9 protein-coding genes, 1 rRNA gene and 6 pseudogenes are annotated in these 21,137 nt (G+C 62.7%); 13 read left to right on the forward strand and 3 right to left on the reverse strand.

Annotated features, from left to right (window positions below):
- Nucleotides 1–169: 169 nt before the first annotated feature.
- Both LDP01_RS00005 and LDP01_RS00010 read right to left on the reverse strand, forming a co-directional pair.
- Nucleotides 170–1,116: pseudogene (locus LDP01_RS00005) on the reverse strand (quinone oxidoreductase family protein); the annotation flags it as partial.
- 85 nt (nt 1,117–1,201) lie between these two features.
- Nucleotides 1,202–2,289: pseudogene (locus LDP01_RS00010) on the reverse strand (fatty acid desaturase family protein).
- Nucleotides 2,290–2,467: 178 nt separating this feature from the next.
- Between LDP01_RS00010 and argC the strand changes: the two are divergent.
- The 9 genes and pseudogenes from argC (at nt 2,468) to LDP01_RS00055 (ending at nt 11,947) form a co-directional block, all read left to right on the forward strand.
- Nucleotides 2,468–3,502: pseudogene (argC, locus tag LDP01_RS00015) on the forward strand (N-acetyl-gamma-glutamyl-phosphate reductase).
- Nucleotides 3,499–4,665 (forward strand): bifunctional glutamate N-acetyltransferase/amino-acid acetyltransferase ArgJ, encoded by a 1,167-nt coding sequence (gene argJ, locus LDP01_RS00020; protein ID WP_224089461.1) that lies wholly within the window; start codon nt 3,499–3,501, stop codon nt 4,663–4,665. The pseudogene argC and the gene argJ overlap by 4 nt, the downstream one beginning before the upstream one ends.
- 10 nt (nt 4,666–4,675) lie before the next feature.
- A complete protein-coding gene (gene argB / locus LDP01_RS00025) occupies nt 4,676–5,635 on the forward strand; it encodes an acetylglutamate kinase (protein WP_224089460.1) in 960 nt (319 codons plus the stop codon).
- Nucleotides 5,632–6,896: pseudogene (locus LDP01_RS00030) on the forward strand (acetylornithine transaminase). Before argB ends, LDP01_RS00030 begins: the two are co-directional and overlap by 4 nt.
- A pseudogene (gene argF / locus LDP01_RS00035) lies at nt 6,893–7,898 on the forward strand (ornithine carbamoyltransferase). Before LDP01_RS00030 ends, argF begins: the two co-directional pseudogenes overlap by 4 nt.
- Nucleotides 7,898–8,434: an arginine repressor gene (locus LDP01_RS00040; protein ID WP_223936621.1), complete on the forward strand. Its 537-nt coding sequence runs from the start codon at nt 7,898–7,900 to the stop codon at nt 8,432–8,434. The pseudogene argF and the gene LDP01_RS00040 overlap by 1 nt, the downstream one beginning before the upstream one ends.
- Nucleotides 8,435–8,506: 72 nt before the next feature.
- Entirely contained in the window at nt 8,507–9,718 is a 1,212-nt protein-coding gene (locus LDP01_RS00045; RefSeq protein WP_224089457.1) for an argininosuccinate synthase, read from the forward strand.
- Nucleotides 9,718–11,133, forward strand: coding sequence for an argininosuccinate lyase (argH, locus tag LDP01_RS00050; RefSeq protein WP_224089456.1), 1,416 nt, complete (start codon nt 9,718–9,720; stop codon nt 11,131–11,133). The genes LDP01_RS00045 and argH overlap by 1 nt, the downstream gene beginning before the upstream one ends.
- A 76-nt stretch (nt 11,134–11,209) precedes the next feature.
- The gene (locus tag LDP01_RS00055) at nt 11,210–11,947 is read left to right on the forward strand and encodes a maleylpyruvate isomerase family mycothiol-dependent enzyme (RefSeq protein WP_224089454.1); all 738 of its coding nucleotides are present in this window, start codon (nt 11,210–11,212) and stop codon (nt 11,945–11,947) included.
- A gap of 519 nt (nt 11,948–12,466) precedes the next feature.
- On the opposite strand, the gene LDP01_RS00060 is transcribed toward LDP01_RS00055, so the two are convergent.
- Nucleotides 12,467–13,957, reverse strand: coding sequence for a DNA-3-methyladenine glycosylase 2 family protein (locus LDP01_RS00060; RefSeq protein ID WP_224089463.1), 1,491 nt, complete (start codon nt 13,955–13,957; stop codon nt 12,467–12,469).
- A gap of 94 nt (nt 13,958–14,051) precedes the next feature.
- On the opposite strand from LDP01_RS00060, the gene LDP01_RS00065 reads away from it, so the two are divergent.
- The 4 genes and pseudogenes from LDP01_RS00065 (at nt 14,052) to LDP01_RS00080 (ending at nt 20,848) form a co-directional block, all read left to right on the forward strand.
- Nucleotides 14,052–14,699, forward strand: a complete 648-nt coding sequence (locus LDP01_RS00065) for a DNA-3-methyladenine glycosylase (protein WP_224091188.1) — start codon at nt 14,052–14,054, stop codon at nt 14,697–14,699.
- A gap of 99 nt (nt 14,700–14,798) precedes the next feature.
- Nucleotides 14,799–17,030, forward strand: a pseudogene (locus LDP01_RS00070) (HelD family protein).
- Between the two features lie 37 nt (nt 17,031–17,067).
- On the forward strand, nt 17,068–18,378 hold the full coding sequence (gene tyrS / locus LDP01_RS00075) for a tyrosine--tRNA ligase (RefSeq protein WP_224089452.1): 1,311 nt from the start codon (nt 17,068–17,070) through the stop codon (nt 18,376–18,378).
- A 947-nt stretch (nt 18,379–19,325) separates the two neighbouring features.
- Nucleotides 19,326–20,848: ribosomal RNA gene (locus tag LDP01_RS00080) — 16S ribosomal RNA — on the forward strand.
- Nucleotides 20,849–21,137: the final 289 nt, after the last annotated feature.

The following is a 21,137-nucleotide window of genomic DNA, read 5'->3' on the forward strand; positions in this document are numbered from 1 at the left end:
ACTGGGGGCGGTAGTGTGGCCAAGGCATCCAAGTTCCCGGCCACGGCAGATTGTTCTGTGCTCACGCAGTCAGCTTTGCCCAGAAAGGTGAACAAAAGGTGTCGGCGGCTTCCTGCCGTTCACGGTTTGTTGCACGAATGATCGCTTTGCCGTTACGGCAGCAGCAGGACCTTCCCGTGGTGAGGCGTCCTTCGAGATCCCTGTGTGCCTGGGCCGCTTCGGCCAAGGGGTAGGTAGCGCCGACCCGAACCGCCAGCGTGCCGTTCGCTGCGGCCTCGAAGATCTCGGCTGAGCGCCAACGCCGCTCGTGCGTGTTCTGGACGAAATGGCCCATCGTGGGGCGGGTCAATGTCAGTGAGCCGCCGGAGTTCAGGCGTTGGGGATCGAACGGGGGGACGGGACCTGAAGCGGCGCCGAAGAGCACCATGGAACCCCTGATGCGCAGGCTCCGCAGGGAGTCGTCGAACGTATCCTTGCCCACGCCGTCGTACACCACATTGACGCCCTCGCCGTTGGTAAGTTCGCGGACCTTGTCCGCGAAGCCTTCATAGCGGAGGACTTCATCGGCGCCGGCGAGTTTGGAGAGGTCGGCCTTTTCGTCTGAGGAAACTGTGGTGATGACCCGTGCCCCACGCGCCTTCAACAGTTGGGTTAGAAGCAGTCCCACACCGCCGGCTCCCGCGTGCAGCAGCACCGTGTGGCCAGGTTCCACACGGAAGGAGGAGTTCATCAGGTAGTGGGCGGTTATTCCTGCAGTGGCAGGGCGGCTGCGGTGTGATCATCGACGCCGGCCGGCACGGGGAGCGCCCTCGCAGCGTCCACGAGTGCGTAGTCAGCGTAGGTCCTGGAACCTTCGGCAGTGGCGATCCTGTCACCTACAGAGAAGTCCTCTACACCCTCACCGATTGCTTCGATGGTTCCGGCGGCTTCCGCGCCGGGGGTGAAGGGGTACTCAACCTTGTAGGTGCCGCGGCGCTGGTAGGTCTCAATGAAATTGACCCCGGCAGCTGCGACCTTGATCAACAGCTGCCCGGGACCAGGTACGGGTGGCTCCACGGAAGCATATTCGAGGACTTCAGGTCCTCCCGGCTCCTTGGCAACAATCGCGTGCGTCATGGTGGCTCCTTACTCCGGGACGGTCCTTCCGGTGCCCGGTTCCAGAACCCATCCTATGAAGGATGACGCCTTTGGTTGTGGAGGCCTAGAAGCGTCCGTGCGTCGAAGCGACGGGGCAGTCGAAGCCACGACCAGCTGCCAGGCCTACCTCGTTGAGGTAGCTGACCACTATCCCGTAGGACTGAATCAGCGTGGTTTCCGTGTACGGGATGGAGTGCTTCGTGCAGAACTCGCGGACGATTCCTGCTGCCTTGTGAAGGTGGGGCCGGGCCATGTCAGGGAACAAATGGTGTTCCACCTGGCGGTTCAGCCCGCCCAGCAGGAAGTCCATGAAGCGTCCGCCTGAGATGTTGCGGGAGGTAAGGATCTGCCGGTTGAGGAAGTCGACTCGGCTGTCCTTGGGAAGGACAGGCATGCCCTTGTGGTTGGGGGCAAAAGAGGCACCCATGTAGAAGCCGTAGACCATGATCTGGACACCGAGGAACGCAAACGCCATACCGATGGGCAGGAAGGTGAAAGCGAGAACCGGGAGGGCGGCAAGACGGGCCACCAGGATAGGCGTCTCCACCCAGCGGTGGCGCACCTTCTGCTTGCCGAAGACAAAGCGAAGCGAGTCGAATTGCAGGCTCAGGCCAAGGAGCGTGAGGAGCGGGAAGAAAAACCAGCCCTGCTTCCTGGTCAGGAAGGCCAGGCGCCCCTTGCGTTCGGCGGCCGCATCTTCGTAGAAGACCAGCGCGTTGTTCCGGATGTCAGGGTCCTTGGAAATGACGTTGGGGTGGTTGTGGTGGGCACCGTGCTTTTGCTCCCACCAGGAGTAGCTGATGCCTGCGATTCCTGTTGCCAGGAGGCGGGCTGACCAGTCGTTGGCGCGACGGGACGCGAAGATCTGCTTGTGTCCGGCCTCGTGGGCCAGGAAGCTCAATTGTGTGCAGAAGATACCCACGGCGGCAGCGATCAAGAGCTGGAACCAGGAATCACCCAACAGGGCGAAGCCTGTCCAGGTGGCGGCCATGAGGATCATGAGGGCTACGAAGAGCCAGATGTAGAACCGCTGCGCCGTTCGAGAAGACCGGCAGCTTTCACGCTCTTAAGGAGCTCCGAATAGCTTTGAACAACGGGGTTTGGCTGAATTGCGCGTGTCTTGGGGCGCTCAGCGGTGGACGTGGGTGCCATATATGTGCCCCGTATCGCTAACGGGCAACGCTGCAGCCGACGTTCGGACTGCACGGTCTGGATCACCCTCCACTAAGCATACGCCGTCCGCACTAACTTATGTGACGCCGTGCACTCGCCAGAAGACGGCATGCATAAATATCGGCACCCATGAATAGTTTTGCTGTACAGTGGAGCTATGACTATTTCTGTTGCCGTCTCCGGTGCCAGCGGCTACGCCGGGGAGAAGTGCTGCGCCTGCTTGCGGGCCATCCGAACGTCACTATCGGTGCGATCACTGCGCACAGCAACGCCGGTTCCAGACTAGGGGAGTTGCAGCCTCATCTCCACGGTTTGGCGAGCCGGATTCTTGAAGACACCACTGTGGAGAACCTGTCCGGGCATGATGTCGTCTTCCTGGCCCTCCCGCACGGCGCTTCTGCGGAGATCGCTGCCCAATTGCCGGAAGGCACAGTAGTCATCGACGCCGGAGCGGACCACCGCCTGCAGGATCCGGCTGCCTGGGAAAAGTTTTACGGCTCGGCCCACGCCGGGACCTGGCCGTATGGGCTCCCTGAACTGCCGGGACAGCGCGACGCCCTCAAGGGTGCCAAGCGCATTGCGGTCCCGGGCTGCTACCCGACGTCGGCCCTGCTCGCCTTGACGCCGGGGTTCGACAATAACCTCCTCCTGACGGACGACGTCGTAATTGTCTCGGCCTCTGGTACCTCCGGTGCGGGCAAGGCGGCAAAGGTCAACCTGATCGGTTCCGAAGTCATGGGATCCATGAGCCCCTATGGAGTTGGCGGCGGGCACCGCCACACGCCGGAAATCGAGCAGGGGCTTTCCAATGCCGCCGGCGAGCCGGTGACGGTGTCCTTTACTCCAACCCTGGCTCCGATGAGCCGCGGTATCCTCACTACGGCCACTGCGAAAGTCGGGCACGGAGTTACCTACGCCGAACTGCGCCAGCCAGGCCTGGGCGGAAGCTTATGACGACGAGCCGTTCGTCCACCTTCTCCCCGAGGGCCAGTGGCCCAGCACCAAGTCAGTGCAAGGTTCCAACCACGCAGTCATGCAGGTGGCCTTCGACCAACACACCGGCCGCGTCATTGTCACGTGCGCTATCGACAACCTCACCAAGGGAACCGCCGGCGGAGCCGTGCAGTCCATGAACATAGCCCTCGGCCTGGACGAAACCGCCGGCCTGAACCTGCAGGGAGTTGCACCGTGACCATTACCGCACCCAAGGGATTCCGGGCTTCCGGCATCAAAGCCGGCATTAAAGCTTCCGGCAACCCGGACCTGGCCCTCGTCGTCAACGACGGTCCGCGAAAGTCCGCTGCCGCCGTCTTCACCTCAAACCGCGTCGCCGCTGCTCCAGTTCACTGGTCACGCCAGGTGGTCAGCGATGGCCGTGTGGACGCCGTGATCCTGAACTCCGGCGGAGCCAACGCCTGCACTGGCCCGCAGGGATTCCAGAACACGCATGCCACGGCCGAGAAAGTGGCCGAAGTGCTGGGAGTCTCAGCTTCCGACGTCGTGGTTTGCTCCACTGGCCTGATCGGCGAGCAACTGCCCATGGACAAGATCCTTCCGGGCGTTGAAACCGCGTTCGGCGAGCTTTCGGCAGACGGCGGTTCGGCCGCTGCCACGGCGATCATGACCACGGACAGCGTCTCCAAGGAGGCCGTCTTCACAGGAACCGACGCCGAAGGCAAGCAGTTCACAGTTGGCGGCATCGCCAAGGGTGCCGGCATGCTGGCCCCCGGTCTGGCAACCATGCTTGTTGTCCTCACCACCGACGCCGAGGTACCGGCGGACGAGCTCGACGTCGTCCTCCGCGATGCCACGCGTGTCACGTTTGACCGCGCGGACTCTGACGGTTGCATGTCCACCAACGACACCGTGGTGCTGATGGCCTCGGGTGCCTCCGAAGCACTGCCCTCTGCGGAACAGCTGAGCGAGGCCATTACGAAGGTCTGCGCCGAGTTGGCCCGTAAGCTTATCGGCGACGCCGAAGGTGCAAGCCACGACATCGCCATCCGTACCTTCAACGCGGCAAGCGAACGCGACGCCGAGATCGTTAGCCGCGCTGTTGCGCGCTCCAACCTCTTCAAAGCGGCCATCTTCGGCAAGGACCCCAACTGGGGGCGGGTACTCTCTGCCGTGGGCACCACCGATGCCGTGTTCGAGCCGGACCAGCTCAACGTGTCCATGAACGGCGTGCAGATCTGCCGCAACGGCAGCATCGGCGAGGACCGTAACATGGTGGACCTTGAACCGCGTGAGGTGCGCGTCGACATCGACCTGCAGGCCGGCGACGCCGAGGCAACCATCTGGACCAATGACCTCACGCACGACTACGTGCATGAGAACAGTGCATACTCGAGCTGAGCGGATGACTATGACTGCGCACACCCGGGAAACCACGTCCGCGAGCCACGTCTCGGCCGAAGCAGCCCAGGACAAAGCGGGCACGCTGATCGAGGCCTTGCCCTGGATCCAGCGTTTCGCTGGAACCACCATGGTGATCAAGTACGGCGGGAACGCCATGGTCAACGATGACCTTCGGCGTGCCTTCGCCGAGGACATCGTGTTCCTCCACCACGTGGGCATCCACCCTGTGGTGGTGCACGGCGGCGGTCCGCAGATCAACTCCATGCTGGGCCGGCTTGGCATCGAGTCCGAGTTCAAGGGTGGGCTGCGCGTCACCACTCCGGAAGCCATGGACGTGGTGCGCATGGTCCTCACCGGCCAGGTGGGTCGTGAACTTGTGGGCCTCATCAATTCCCATGGTCCGTATGCGGTTGGCATGTCCGGCGAGGATGGCGGCCTGCTGCGCGCAGTCCGCACCGGAACCGTGGTGGACGGCGAGGAAGTTGACCTCGGCCTGGTGGGCGAAGTTGTAGGCGTGGACCCCGCCGGGATCACGGACATCCTCGACGCCGGCCGCATCCCGGTGATCTCGACGGTCGCCCCGGAAATCCTCGACGACGGCAACGGTTCCGGTCCCACTACCGGCCAGGTCCTGAACGTCAACGCAGACACCGCGGCTGCAGCTGTCGCTTCTGCGCTGGGCGCCTCCAAGCTGGTCATCCTGACCGACGTCGAGGGCCTCTACGCGAACTGGCCGGACAAATCGTCGCTGATCTCTTCGCTGACTGCCTCCGAACTCCGCGAGATGCTGCCCAAGCTCGAGTCGGGAATGATCCCCAAGATGGCTGCATGCCTGAAGGCGATCGACGAAGGCGTGGAACGCGCGCACATCGTGGATGGCCGGCTGCCGCACTCAATGCTGCTGGAAACCTTTACGACCGCGGGCATCGGCACCCAAGTTGTCCCTGACGAGGAAGTGAACGCATGACCGCGAACGAAGCAGAACTGGTGGAATCCCCAACAGACGCCATTACTGGCCACAGCTCAGGCGCTGACTGGCTGGCCCGCTACAACTCGTCGCTGATGGGTGTCTTCGGCACGCCCCAGCGGGTCCTGGTCCGCGGCGCGGGTTGCCTCGTGTGGGACGCCGACGGCAAGGAGTACCTGGATCTCCTCGGTGGCATCGCCGTGAACGCGCTGGGCCACGCCCACCCCTTCGTCACCTCGGTGATCTCCAGCCAGCTCGCCACGCTTGGACACGTTTCCAACTTCTTCACGAGCCCCACGCAGATCGCTCTGGCAGAAAAGCTGCTGGCCATCACCAATGCTCCCGCGGGATCCAAGGTTTTCTTTGCCAACTCCGGCACGGAAGCCAACGAGGCAGCGTTCAAGCTGGCCCGCCGGAACAGCGACGCCGAGCGCACCAAGATTGTTGCCCTCGAAGGCGCTTTCCACGGCCGCACCATGGGTGCGCTCGCACTCACGGCAAAAGAGGCCTACCGGACACCGTTCGAGCCCCTGCCCGGCGGCGTGGTCCACATTCCGTTCGGTGACATCGAAGCCCTGCGCTCCGCCGTCGACGAATCCACGGCAGCCGTCTTCCTGGAACCAATCCAAGGCGAAGCGGGCGTCCGGCCGCTGAGCGCCGAATATCTGCAGGCAGCCCGCGAAGCCACCACGGCGGCCGCGCCCTGTTGATTTTGGACGAGGTCCAGACCGGCATCGGCCGGACCGGCAAATGGCTGGCCAGCGAAGACGCGGGGATTGTCCCCGACGCCATCACGCTTGCCAAGGGACTTGGCGGCGGCTTCCCGGTCGGTGCGTTGATTACTTTCGGAAGCACGACGTCGGCCCTGCTCACCGCCGGGCAGCACGGAACCACTTTCGGTGGAAATCCCGTGGCCACGGCTGCTGCCCTTGCCACGCTCCACGCGATCGAGAGCCAAAGTGTCCTCCAGAACGTCCTGAGTGTCGGGGCACACCTACGCGAGGGTCTTGCCCGAGTGGACGCCGTGACTGAGGTCCGCGGTGAAGGTCTCCTTATCGGATTCGACGTCAATGCCGATGTAGCTCCTGCCATGGTTACTGCAGGCCTTGACGCCGGGTTCATCATCAACAGCCCGGGGCCAAAGACCATCCGGCTGGCACCGCCGCTGATCCTCACCATCGAGCAGGCAGACCGTTTCCTGGCTGCGCTGCCTGAGCTCATTACAACGGCTACCGCCCAAACTGCTAAGGACGCACAGTGACTACATCCACCACCCGTCACTTCCTCAAGGACACCGACCTGAGCGCTGCTGAGCAGGCCGAGGTTCTTGAGCTCGCAGCCCGCATGAAAGCGGCGCCGTACAGCGTCCAACCTTTCGCGGCCGATGGCAATGGCCGGAAGACCGTCGCCGTCATCTTCGACAAGACCTCCACCCGTACCCGTGTTTCCTTCGCCACCGGCATCGCGGACATGGGCGGCAACGCGCTCATCATCAACCCCGGCGAAGCACAGATCGGGCATAAGGAATCCGTGGAGGACACCGCCAAGGTCCTTGAGCGCATGGTCTCCACCATCGTGTGGCGGACCGGGGCCCACTCGGGCCTGGTTGCCATGGCGGAGAACTCCAAGGTCCCGGTCATCAACGCCCTCTGCGACGACTACCACCCCTGCCAGCTCCTCGCGGATCTCCTGGCGGTCAAGGAGCACAAAGGCGAACTGAAGGGCCTGAGCATGGCCTACCTCGGTGATGCGGCCAACAACATGGCCAATTCCTACCTTCTGGCTGGCGTCACAGCTGGAATGCACGTCCGTATTTCCGGTCCCGTTGGCTACTGGCCGGCCCCGGAGATTGTCGCTGCTGCACAAGAGCGTGCCGCCGAGACGGGCGGCTCTGTGCTCATCACCAGCGATGCTGCCGAAGCCCTTAAAGGCGCTGACGTCGTGGCAACGGACACCTGGGTATCCATGGGTCAGGAAGCCGAGAAGGAAGCCCGGCTGCAGCTCTTCCGCGACTACTCCGTGGATGAGGCCGCCATGGGCAGCGGCCGCGCCGGACGCCGTCGTTCTTCACTGCCTTCCTGCTTACCGCGGCTATGAAATTTCCGCTGGCGTCATCGACGGCCCGCAGTCGATCGTCTGGGACGAAGCTGAGAACCGACTCCATGCCCAGAAGGCACTCATGGCCTGGCTGATGCACCGTTCCGGACTTGCGTTCGTGGAAGGTCTTTCTCCCGTCGAGGGCACTGGGGAGAGCACGTTCTAGTGTCCACGAATCCGTCGGTTCCGGGCGCCAGCCCGGCCACCAAGACTGCCCGCCAGGCGCGTATCACCGCGATCCTGACGGGTGAGTCCGTGCGTTCCCAGGCAGAGCTTGCAGCCCTGCTGGCGGACGACGGCGTTCAGGTCACCCAAGCCACGCTGTCCCGCGACCTTGTGGAACTTGGCGCGGTGAGGGTTCGCGGCAAGGAAGGCGCACTGGTCTATGCCGTTCCGGGGGAGGGCGGTGACCGCAACGCTAAAAGCGGCGTCACGCAGGAAATCCTGGACGCGCGGCTCTCCCGGCTGTGTGGTGAGTTGCTTGTAACTGCCGAGGCTTCGGGCAACATTGTTGTCCTGCGAACACCTCCGGGGGCAGCGAACTTCCTGGCACTGGCCATCGACCACTCCGTAATGCCGTCGGTATTGGGTACGATCGCAGGCGACGACACTCTGCTGTTGGTTGCCAGGGATCCCGACGGCGGAGCCGAACTGGCGGCCCGTTTCCTGCGAATGGCCGAGGAAGCCGGACCGGGAAACTAGCCCGCGGTGGCAACAACTGATTTACGCAGCATTGATTTCAAATGAACCAAGCAACAACAAAGGAGCACTCTCGTGACTGAGCGCATTGTTCTGGCCTACTCCGGTGGCCTCGATACGTCCGTAGCCATCGGCTGGATCGGTGAAGCCACCGGCGCCGAGGTCATCGCCGTGGCCGTCGACGTCGGACAGGGCGGCGAGTCCCTGGAGACCATCCGCCAGCGCGCCCTCGGTTGCGGCGCCGTCGAGGCCTATGTTGCCGACGCCCGCGACGAATTCGCCAACGAATACGCCATGCCGACACTGAAGGCCAACGCCCTCTACCAGGGCCACTACCCGCTGGTGTCTGCCATTTCGCGTCCGGTGATCGTCAAGCACCTCGTGAAGGCTGCCCGCGAATTCGGTGCCACCACCGTCGCCCACGGCTGCACTGCGGCCGGCAAGGGCAATGACCAGGTCCGCTTCGAAGTTGGCATCCAGACGCTCGGCCCGGACCTGAAGTGCATCGCACCGGTCCGCGACCTCGCCCTGACCCGCGACAAGGCGATTGCCTTCGCCGAGGAAAAGGGACTGCCGATCGAGACCACCAAGAAGAACCCGTACTCGATCGACCAGAACGTCTGGGGACGCGCCGTCGAGACCGGCTACCTTGAGGACATCTGGAACGCACCTACCAAGGACATCTACGACTACACCGCCACGCCGGAATTCCCGCCGGCGCCGGACGAGGTCACCATTTCCTTCGAAGCCGGCGTGCCGGTAGCCATCGACGGCGTGAAGGTCACCCCGCTGCAGGCCATCCAGGAACTGAACCGCCGTGCCGGCGCGCAGGGCGTTGGCCGCATCGACGTCGTCGAGGACCGCCTCGTTGGCATCAAGTCCCGCGAAATCTACGAGGCACCGGGTGCAATGGCGCTGATCACCGCCCACAAGCACCTCGAAGATGTCACAATCGAGCGCGAGCAGGCCCGCTTCAAGGCCACCGTTGGCCAGCGCTGGGCCGAGCTGGTCTACGACGGCCAGTGGTTCTCCCCGCTGAAGCGCTCCCTGGACGCGTTCATCGAGGACACCCAGAAGTACGTCTCCGGCGACATCCGCATGGTCCTCCACGGCGGCCAGGCAATCGTCAACGGTCGTCGCTCCGAGACTTCGCTGTACGACTTCGACCTCGCTACCTACGACACCGGCGACACCTTCGACCAGTCCATGGCGCGCGGCTTCATCGAGCTGTGGGGCATGTCCTCCAAGGTTGCCTCCGGCCGCGACCTGCGGGTCTCGGGCGAGTAATGACGTCCGCAACAAACGAAGGCGCACTGTGGGGCGGTCGGTTCGCCGGCGGCCCCGCGGATGCGCTGGCAGCATTGAGCAAGTCCACGCACTTTGACTGGCGGCTGGCCCGCTATGACATCGCCGGCTCCAAGGCGCACGCCCGCGTGCTGGCGAAGGCCGGATTGCTGGACGACGCCGAACTTGAAGGCATGCTTGCCGCCCTCAATCAGCTGGACGAGGACGTCGCCAGCGGTGCCTACCTCCCGGCCGAGAGCGATGAGGATGTTCACGGTTCACTTGAGCGTGGCCTGATCGAGCGTGCCGGAACACAATTGGGCGGCAAGCTCCGTGCGGGCCGTTCCCGCAACGATCAAGTGGCAACGCTCGGCCGCATGTTCCTGCGCGATCATGCCCGGATCATCGCTGCTGGCGTCCTCGCCACCATCGACGCACTCGTGGAGCAGGCAAAGGCCCACCAGGGTGTTGCGATGCCTGGCCGGACGCACCTTCAGCACGCCCAGCCGGTATTGCTGAGCCATCACCTTCTGGCACATGCCTGGGCACTGCTTCGCGACGTGCAGCGACTCCAGGACTGGGACAAGCGTGCTGGAGTTTCGCCGTATGGTTCTGGTGCCTTGGCCGGTTCGTCGTTGGGGCTGGATCCCGAGGCCGTTGCAGCTGATCTTGGCTTCTTCTCGGCTGTCCACAACTCGATTGATGGCACCGCCTCCCGCGATGTCTTCGCCGAGTTCGCATGGGTGTGCTCCATGATCGGAGTGGACCTGTCCCGGATCTCCGAGGAAGTCATCTTCTGGGCCACCAAGGAATTCTCCTTCGTGACCCTGCACGACTCGTACTCCACCGGGTCCTCGATCATGCCGCAGAAGAAGAACCCGGACGTTGCCGAGCTCGCGCGCGGCAAGGCAGGGCGCCTCATCGGCAACCTGACCGGACTGCTGGCAACGCTCAAGGGCCTGCCGCTCGCGTACAACCGCGATCTGCAGGAGGACAAGGAACCGGTCTTCGACGCCGCCGACACCCTGGAGCTGTTGCTTCCCGCCGTGTCCGGCATGATCGCCACGCTGAAGTTCAACACGGAGCGCATGGAGTCCCTGGCTCCCCAGGGCTTTGCGCTGGCCACGGACATCGCAGAATGGCTCGTCCGCCAGGGCGTTCCCTTCCGTGAAGCACACGAGCTTTCGGGGGCCGCGGTCAAGCAGGCTGAAAGCCGTGGGGTTGAGCTGTGGGACCTGACGGATGAAGAGTATTCAGCGATCTCGGAGCACTTGACTCCCGAGGTCCGCAGCGTGCTCAGCACTGAGGGTTCGCTCAACAGCCGCAACTCCCAGGGCGGAACTGCACCGGCCGCCGTCGAACGTCAATTGGTGGCGCTCACGGCAGAACTGGATGCAGCACGCAGCTACGCCGGCTAAACGCACCATCAATCCTGTGGGATGGCACATCACGTGCCGTCCCACAGGGCTTTAAGGGGTGCGTTAGCATGGCGCTATGACTCAGATCACCACTGGGGCGCTGCCCGCAGAGCTTCACAAAGCCGCCGACATCGTTACCCGCCTCCTCACCAAAATGGACGAGGCATCCGTCCCGCAACCGTCCGAGCTCCCGGGCTGGACCCGTGGCCACGTCCTTGCCCATATTGCCGGGATTTCGCGCGCCATGGCCCGCCAGCTCGAGTACGCCCGGCGCGGTGAGGCCGTGGAACTGTACGACGGCGGCATGGACGGCCGCAACAAGGCCATCGAGCTGGCCGCCGGACACAGCCTCGCAGACCATAAGGAGTCCGTTGACACCGCGCTGTCTCGTGCCTTGGCGGCGTTTGACGCACTGGAACCAGCCGACTGGGAGGCGCGCATCAGCTACCGGGACGGAACAGTCCTCGACGGCGGTCTGGCACTGTGGCGCGAACTCACCATCCATGCATCGGATCTTGGACTGGGATATGGGCCTGAAACCTGGAGCCGGCCCTTCTGCGAGCACCTGTTCACTTTCCTCGAAGCACGCGTTCCGGAGAAGTACAAATTTGTCCTGCAGCCCACAGGACTGCCGCAGCGGGTCATTGGCCACGGGGGCACCTCGATTGCCATTACGGGCATGCTCACGGACATCGCGGCATGGCTCGCCGGCCGCGAACCGAGCTTGGGAAGCCTGCGAGCTACCGCGGCGGCCGACGGCGTCGACCTGCCCGAGCTGCTCCCATGGCCGGCGGCACAACCTGCAGCCCGCTAGGCCGTCCTTCTCTCACTTCCTGACGTGTTTCGGCGGATGTTCTCTCACTTCCTGACGTGTTTCGGCCGGTGCTCTCTCACTTCCTGACGTGCTTCGGTGGATGCTCTCGCACTTCCTGACGTGTTTCGGCCGTCCTTCTCTCACTTCCTGCCGTTTTTTGGGTCGTGGTCGCTAACGTCCTGATGCATCGGGGGAGCGGTACGACGTCGGCACCCGGCTGAATGCCGACGCGGGGTTATGGGAGACGAAAGGGAGCTGCGAGTCCTTGTCCCTTGGGGATGTTCTCTCAGATCCTGAGGCTTTTCCGGCGACGCTCTCTCACTTCCCGCGGCGTTTTCCCCTTTCCTCTCTCACTTCCTGCCGCGTTGAGATGTGAGAGAGGAAACGGCGAAAGGCGTTGGGATGTGTGTGAAGGATCGCGGAAGGGCGTTGGGATGTGAGTGAAGGATCGCGGAAGGGCGTGGGGATGTGAGAGAAGGATCGCGGAAGGGCGCCGGGATGTGAGAGCGGAAACGGGAGCTACGAGTGTTTGGGCTTCGTTGCCGCCCGCCACAAATGCATGGTGGCGTAGGACCGCCAAGGACTGACTTCCCGGAATTCAGGGGTGAGGCCGGGACCAGGAGGGAGGATCCGCAACCCGTTTCGAACGGCCGCGTCATTGCTCAGGAAAACGTCGGGCGCTCCCAGCACGCGCATGGCGACATACCCTACGGTCCAAGGCCCAATTCCTTGTAATGGCAGCAACTTTCGCTCCAGTCCTGCAACGTCGTCGCCGTAGCCGAACTCGAGGGTCCCTGTGGCCATCGCTTCGGCCACGGCAACCACTGACTCGATGCGGCGCTGGGGTCCCCGCAGCAGGGTGCACGCGTCTTCGGCGAGTTCCGCCGCGGTCGGAAACAGGCGATCCAGACCGGGGACACCGCCGTCGATCGGGGAGCCGAGGGCTGATAATTGGGTCAGTGCCGTCCGGGCAGCAGCAACGGTGATTTGCTGGCCGATCAGCGCCCTGACCAGCAATTCCTGGGGGTCGACTGCTCCTGGCACGCGAATTCCGGGAACCTCCTTGATGCTCCCTTTGAGCCGGGGGTCCATCGCCAAGGCGTCGTCGATCGCTTCTGGGTCGGCGTCCAGATCGAACAACCTGCGGACACGACTCAACAACACCGGGAGGTCGTGGAGGTCCACCACCGTAGCCGACAACTGCAAGGGCTTGCCCTGCCTTGAGGGGCTGTAGGCCACCGAGAACGTGGCGTTGCCGCGCGGGAGGCGGAGGGTTCGGGCATAGGTCCTGGTTCCGTCGTGTCCGGTGCTTGCCGACTCGATGCCCGGCACAGCACGAACCGCCAGGAAATCGAAGATTCCCGGGTCGAAGGGCTCCCGATATGGCAGATTCAACGTCAGAGCGGCTGGTGTCCCGTCGCTTGCCTCCCCGGCACCCCTGCGAACTCCCGATTTCGCACCGGTGGTTCGCAGCGCCGTCGGGGTCATCGCAAAAACCTCGCCGATGGTGTCGTTGAATTGCCTCACGCTATTGAACCCCGAGGCAAAGGCGACATCGGCGAGGAGCATCTTCGTTGAGACCAACAGCGTCCTTGCTGTCTGCGCCCTGCTGGCCCGTGCCAGTGAGAGCGGGCCGGCGCCAAGTTCGTGGCTAAGGATGCGGTTGAGCTGGCGCGCGGAGTAGCCAAGGCGGTGCGCAAGGCCGTCGACCCCCTCGCGGGTGATAACGCCGTCGTTGATTAGGCGCATTGCACGGCCGGCAACGTCGGATCGGATGTTCCAGGCCGGTGTTCCGGGGACGGCCTCGGGCAGGCATCGCTTGCAAGCCCGGTACCCGGCTTCGTGGGCAGCGGCCGACGTCTCGTAGAACGTGACATTCTCGGCCTTCGGCGTACGGGCTGGGCAGGACGGCCGGCAGTAGATACCAGTCGAGCTGACGGCCGTGAAGAATTGTCCGTCGAAGCGGGTGTCGCGGGCGTCAATTGCCCTGTAGCGCTGCCAGAAGTCCATTCCTTCATCCTGTCAGGAGTGCACGTCCGCTGCTAGCGGAAATCGGACATAGCCGTTTCACGATTTTTGCTAGGGTCTGGGCATGAGCTCGTCCATGGAGAAGGGAGTCAGCGATCCCGAAAAAGTGCGTAAGTTCCTCGAAGGCGACCCCCGTGTCATCGCTCCACTGGTCCTTGGCGCGGTGCTCACCCACTACTCCGAAGCCGGTCCAGTCGCGGTGAGACTCACTGAAGTGGAGGCCTATATGGGCCCCCGCGATTCCGAACACCCCGATCCCGGATCGCACACTTTCGGCGGTCCCACGGCCCGTAACGCGCCGATGTTCGGACCACCGGGTTTCCTGTACGTGTACTTCACCTACGGCATGCACTACTGCGCCAACATCGTCTGCGGTCCAGCAGGCTCCCCGTCGGCGTTGCTTCTGCGGGCCGGCGATATTGTAGAAGGCGAGGGGCTTGCCACCGTAAGGCGGCCTGCCTCCAAAACACACAAGGACTTGGCCAGTGGACCTGCACGCCTGGCATCGGCGTTGGGACTTACGACGGCGGACACGGGCCGTGACGCGCTCGCCTCACCGTTCAGCTTTTGGCTGCCTAAGACGCCGGTAGCGGCCGTGGCCAGCGGACCGCGGGTTGGGGTAGCTGGTCCCGGTGGAAGTACGGAATATCCGTGGCGCTTCTGGATCGAAGATGATCCAACGGTGTCACGGTACAAAGCAGCGCGGCCACGCAACCGGGCGTGAACTTTGGCTGCTGGTCCGCCATATGACCTGGACCCAACACGTTTACCAAAATCGCTGTAGAATGGACGGTCTGTCTTTTGCGATAGGGGTTACGGTTCGATGCACGACGCTGATTTGGTCCACGAGCAGGAATACGTTGCTGGGCTGTACGCCCGGCTCGATGAGCTGCGCGAAGAAAAGCGTGCCCAGCTGGCCCAGGTGCGCAAGGGCCGGTGCAGTGGGAACCATGCAAAACGTGTCCGAACGTGACGCGTTCGCCGCGCTGTATGAGGACCGCCTTGCCCAGCTCGACGCCGTCGATGACCGTTTGGTCTTCGGGCGCCTCGATCTGGACTCGGGGGAGGCCCAGTACATTGGCCGTATCGGGTTGTCTACCGCCGATCTCCAACGGCTCATGGTTGACTGGCGCGCCCCGGAAGCCGGCCACTTTTACCAGGCCACCGCTTTCGACCGCCAAGGCGTGCGCCGCCGTCGACACCTGATCCTGCAAGGCCGGGACGTGAAGGCGATCGAGGACGATGTCCTGGATGCCGGCATGCTCGCGGACAACGATTCCCTGCAAGGCGAGGGCGCGCTCCTTGCGGCCCTGAATTCCAAGCGCACGGGCCGCATGTCGGACATCGTGGGAACCATCCAGTCGGAGCAGGACAGGATCATCCGTTCCTCGATCTCGGGCGCGCTCGTCGTACAAGGTGGTCCAGGCACGGGTAAGACCGCAGTGGCACTGCACCGCGCCGCCTACCTCCTTTACACGCACCGTGATCGGCTCAAGAGTGCCGGCGTTCTGCTGGTGGGACCGTCGTCGTCGTTTATGCACTACATCGAGCGTGTACTGCCCTCGCTGGGCGAGACCGGCGTCGTCATGGCCAGTCTTGGCCGGCTTATGCCCGGAATCCACGCTGTTCCCGAGGAAGATCCGGACGTTGCTGCGCTCAAAGGCAAGCTCGATATGGCCACGGTGGTGGCCAACGCCGTGGCGAACCGGCAGCGCACGCCTGTAGAAGACCGCATTCTCGAAGTCGATTCCCGCAAGCTGACGCTGACCGTCCGCCAGGTCCGCCGCGCACGGGAAAAGGCCCGGGCCACGGGCAAGCCGCACAACGAAGCGCGGCTGACGTTCGTCAAGATCCTTCTGCGTGAGCTCACGGAGCAACTAACGGACCTCGTCGAGGAGTCGAACATCGGCAATAACGCCGATCGCGCCTACCTCGCCGAAGACGTCCGGTCTGCGCGGGACGTCCGCATCGCCTTGAACCTGTGCTGGATGCCGATGACTCCGGAGAAGCTGATCTCCGAGCTCTTCAGCAAGCCCGCCATCCTGGAAGCCTGCACGCCACACCTCACACCGGAACAGCGATCCCTTCTGCAACGGCCAGCGGATGCGCCCTGGACCGAGGCGGACGTGCCGCTCCTTGACGAAGCTGCCGAACTGCTCGGTGAGCTGGATCCTGCCGCGGGCAGGGGACTGGCCCAGCAGGAAGCCGACCGCGCCCGCGATCTGGCCAACGCCAGGCAGACCCTGGCCAACATGGAAGCCATGGGCGTGGATGTCCTGGTGAGCGCCGAAGAACTGGCAGACCAGAACCAGGAACGCGAGAACCGGCTCACCGCAGCCGAGCGCGCCACGAGCGATCGTTCCTGGGCTTTCGGCCACATCGTGGTTGATGAGGCACAGGAACTTTCGGCCATGCAGTGGCGGCTCCTCGTGCGTCGCTGCCCGCTGAAGTCCTTCACGATCGTGGGGGACATCGCCCAAACGAGTGCAGCGGCAGGCGCCAATTCGTGGCAAAGCGCGCTCGCGCCGTCGTTCGGTGACCGCTGGCAGCTCGAAGAACTCACCGTCAACTACCGCACGCCGTCCCAGATCGCGGAAGCCGCTGTTCGGATGGCCAACCGCGCAGGCCTCGTGGTCTCGGCTCCGAAGGCCGTGCGCGAAGGCAAATGGTCGCCCATCGTGGACCGCGTCGAAGCGGACGGAATTGTCTCCCGCCTGGTCGAGGTCCTGCCTGAGGAAGTGGAAGCAATCGACGGCGGCCCCTGCTGGCTGTCATCGCCGACGGCCCACTGCTGCCGCAGGCGGCTGCCGCGCTGCGCGGGATCTACGGCCGCCGCATCGGCTCGGGAGCCGGAAGCTATGAGCAGGACATCGTGGTCATCAGCCCCAAGGAGGCGAAGGGCCTGGAATTTGATGGCGTCATTGTCCTGGAGCCGGCTGCCATGCTCAATCACGAGCATGGCAAGGTGGGCGACCTCTACGTCGCTATGACCCGACCCACGCAGCGGCTCAGGCTCATCGCCGCGGCACCGCTGCCCGCCGGCATCGAACGCTAGGAAAAGTGAACCCAACAATCCTGCTAACTTAGAACTCGTGTCACACGTAAACAACATCGAGTACCAGCACAACGATCCCGCCTTTGCCAACATCTGGCAGGAGCTCAAATGGCGCGGCCTGATCCACGTTTCCACCGACGAAACGGAACTGGAAAAGCTGCTCGCCGGGGACCCGATCACGTATTACTGTGGCTTTGACCCCACCGCTCCGTCCCTTCACCTGGGTAACTTGGTGCAGCTCCTGCTGATGCGGCGCCTGCAGTTGGCTGGCCACAAGCCGCTCGGCCTGGTTGGCGGATCCACGGGCCTTATCGGTGATCCGCGTCCGACGGCGGAGCGCACCTTGAACACCAAGGACACGGTTGCGGAGTGGGTCGGCTACCTCCAGGGGCAGGTGCGCCGTTTCCTCAGTTTCGAGGGCGATAACGCGGCACGCATGGTCAACAACCTGGACTGGACGGCGCCGCTGAGTGCCATCGACTTCCTCCGTGAGATCGGAAAGCACTACCGGGTGGGCACCATGCTTCGCAAGGATGCTGTCGCCTCCCGTTTGAGTTCCGAAGAGGGCATTAGCTACACCGAGTTCAGTTACCAGATCCTGCAGGGCATGGACTACCTCCAACTGTTCCGCGACTACGGCTGTGCACTGCAGACCGGTGGCTCGGACCAGTGGGGCAACCTCACCAGCGGTACCGAACTCATCCGCAAGGTGGAAGGCAAGAGCGTCCACGCCCTGGGTACGCCGCTCATCACCAACTCGGACGGTACCAAGTTCGGCAAGAGCGAGGGCAACGCCATCTGGCTGGACCCCGAAATGTGCAGCCCGTACGCGTTCTACCAGTTCTGGCTGAACACGGCCGACGCTGACGTGGTGGACCGGCTCAAAGTCTTCACGTTCCTTTCACGTGCGGAAATTGAAGAGCTTGGCCAGGCTGTTGCGGAGCGTCCCTTTGCACGGGAAGGCCAGAAGAAGCTTGCGTTCGAAGTCACGTCCTTGGTGCATGGCATCGATGCGACTGAAAAGGTCATCGCCGCTTCGGCAGCACTCTTCGGCAACGGCGACCTCACCGTCCTGGACGAGCGCACCCTGGAAGCAGCGACCGCGGAACTTCCCTCCGCGAAGATCAGCGCCGACGGTCTTGGAATTATCGACTTGTTGGTGGCCGCCGGTTTGTCCGACAGCAAGTCGGCAGCCCGCCGGACCATCGGGGAGGGCGGAGCTTACGTGAACAACACCAAGGTGTCCGATCCCGATGCCGTTATCGCGCAGGATGAACTGCTTCATGGCCGGTACCTGCTCCTTCGCCGGGGCAAGAAGAACCTGGCGACGATTGAGGTTTCGGCCTAGTTCGCCGTACATCGCAATACCTGAAAGGGCCGGCAACCGTTGTGGTTGCCGGTCTTTTCTGCGTTTAAGGGTGTTTGTGCGTGGGTGGGCGCGAAGGTGGCGGTCTTCCTCTGCGCGCTCGGTCGTTCCTCCCTTGGACGCGCGTTGCCGGATGAGCGCCGCCTTCTTCGGATGTTCTCTCAGATCGTGCGGGGTTTGGGGGATCGTTCTCTCAGATCGTGCGGGGTTTGGGGGATCGTTCTCTCACATCGCGACGTCTTTGGCGGATCGTTCTCTCAGATCGTGCGGGGTTTTGGTGGGTTGGGGGGTGGTGTTCGACGGCGGTGGTTGGCTTGGGTGTTTGGCGGCGGGGTGGTGGGGTGTGGTTGGTGTGACGGGCTTCACTGGGGTTGGTTTTTGGGGTTTTGGGGTGGTTTTGGCGGGTCTGTGGGGTTGTTTGGCCTGTGTTTGGGCGGTTTTGGCCGGTTTTTGGGTGGTGTTGGGGTGGATTTGTGTGGGGGCTGGTGGGCGTGTAATGTCTTCTGAGTCGCCGCGAGTGAGACAGCCTGGTGCTGGGAACTGCGGGGGCCGACCCCCTTTGATAACAGCCTGGAATATGGTGCGCTTTTGGGCGTGCTGGTTGCCGGGTGGGGCCGGGACCTGGATCGGGAATCGCGGAAACGTTGATTTGCCAAGATCGGGTTGATCGGGTAAGTTTGAAAAGTTGCTCCGGAGCGATCCAGCGAAGGCTGGTGGTACTGCTTTGGAATAGTGACCTGTTGTTTGAGAACTCAATAGTGTGCCAAGTTTGTTGATGCCGATTGTTTTTTTGATTGGTTGAAATTATGGCCAGGCTGCTGCGCACCCCCGTGTGTGGTGGTTTGGTTTTCAGCTGGTTTCGAATTTTGTGCAGCCGTGTTCGCCGTTATTTCCGGTGGGTGTGGTTGTGTCTGTTTGATTTTTTGTTTTCAACGGAGAGTTTGATCCTGGCTCAGGATGAACGCTGGCGGCGTGCTTAACACATGCAAGTCGAACGATGATCCCTGGCTTGCTGGGGGGATTAGTGGCGAACGGGTGAGTAACACGTGAGTAACCTGCCCTTGACTCTGGGATAAGCCTGGGAAACTGGGTCTAATACCGGATATGACCATCTGGCGCATGTCATGGTGGTGGAAAGCTTTTGTGGTTTTGGATGGACTCGCGGCCTATCAGCTTGTTGGTGGGGTAATGGCCTACCAAGGCGACGACGGGTAGCCGGCCTGAGAGGGTGACCGGCCACACTGGGACTGAGACACGGCCCAGACTCCTACGGGAGGCAGCAGTGGGGAATATTGCACAATGGGCGAAAGCCTGATGCAGCGACGCCGCGTGAGGGATGACGGCCTTCGGGTTGTAAACCTCTTTCAGTAGGGAAGAAGCGAAAGTGACGGTACCTGCAGAAGAAGCGCCGGCTAACTACGTGCCAGCAGCCGCGGTAATACGTAGGGCGCAAGCGTTATCCGGAATTATTGGGCGTAAAGAGCTCGTAGGCGGTTTGTCGCGTCTGCTGTGAAAGACCGGGGCTCAACTCCGGTTCTGCAGTGGGTACGGGCAGACTAGAGTGCAGTAGGGGAGACTGGAATTCCTGGTGTAGCGGTGAAATGCGCAGATATCAGGAGGAACACCGATGGCGAAGGCAGGTCTCTGGGCTGTAACTGACGCTGAGGAGCGAAAGCATGGGGAGCGAACAGGATTAGATACCCTGGTAGTCCATGCCGTAAACGTTGGGCACTAGGTGTGGGGGACATTCCACGTTTTCCGCGCCGTAGCTAACGCATTAAGTGCCCCGCCTGGGGAGTACGGCCGCAAGGCTAAAACTCAAAGGAATTGACGGGGGCCCGCACAAGCGGCGGAGCATGCGGATTAATTCGATGCAACGCGAAGAACCTTACCAAGGCTTGACATGAACCGGAAAGACCTGGAAACAGGTGCCCCGCTTGCGGTCGGTTTACAGGTGGTGCATGGTTGTCGTCAGCTCGTGTCGTGAGATGTTGGGTTAAGTCCCGCAACGAGCGCAACCCTCGTTCTATGTTGCCAGCGCGTTATGGCGGGGACTCATAGGAGACTGCCGGGGTCAACTCGGAGGAAGGTGGGGACGACGTCAAATCATCATGCCCCTTATGTCTTGGGCTTCACGCATGCTACAATGGCCGGTACAAAGGGTTGCGATACTGTGAGGTGGAGCTAATCCCAAAAAGCCGGTCTCAGTTCGGATTGGGGTCTGCAACTCGACCCCATGAAGTCGGAGTCGCTAGTAATCGCAGATCAGCAACGCTGCGGTGAATACGTTCCCGGGCCTTGTACACACCGCCCGTCAAGTCACGAAAGTTGGTAACACCCGAAGCCGGTGGCCTAACCCTTGTGGGGGGAGCCGTCGAAGGTGGGACCGGCGATTGGGACTAAGTCGTAACAAGGTAGCCGTACCGGAAGGTGCGGCTGGATCACCTCCTTTCTAAGGAGCTGCTAACAACCGTGTCGGTTCCCGTGCATGCGGGGGCTGGTGGTTGTCAGTGTTGCCCATTGCGCAGGCGTATGTTCTGCGGTGGGTGCTCATGGGTGGAATATCAACGAATCAAACGTTTGTTTGGCATGGCCTGACCGGTTGTGTCCTGGTGTTAGTACGGCAGTGCGTGCCCCCTTGGGGGTGTGTGTTGTTGGGAACGTGCCGGGGCGTGGTTTGTGTGGGTTGTGTTTGGCGCACTGTTGGGTCCTGAGGCAACAGGACCTTTTTGCAGCAATGC

Origin of the sequence: Arthrobacter sp. StoSoilB13, assembly GCF_019977255.1 — a bacterium.
Lineage (GTDB): Bacteria > Actinomycetota > Actinomycetes > Actinomycetales > Micrococcaceae > Arthrobacter.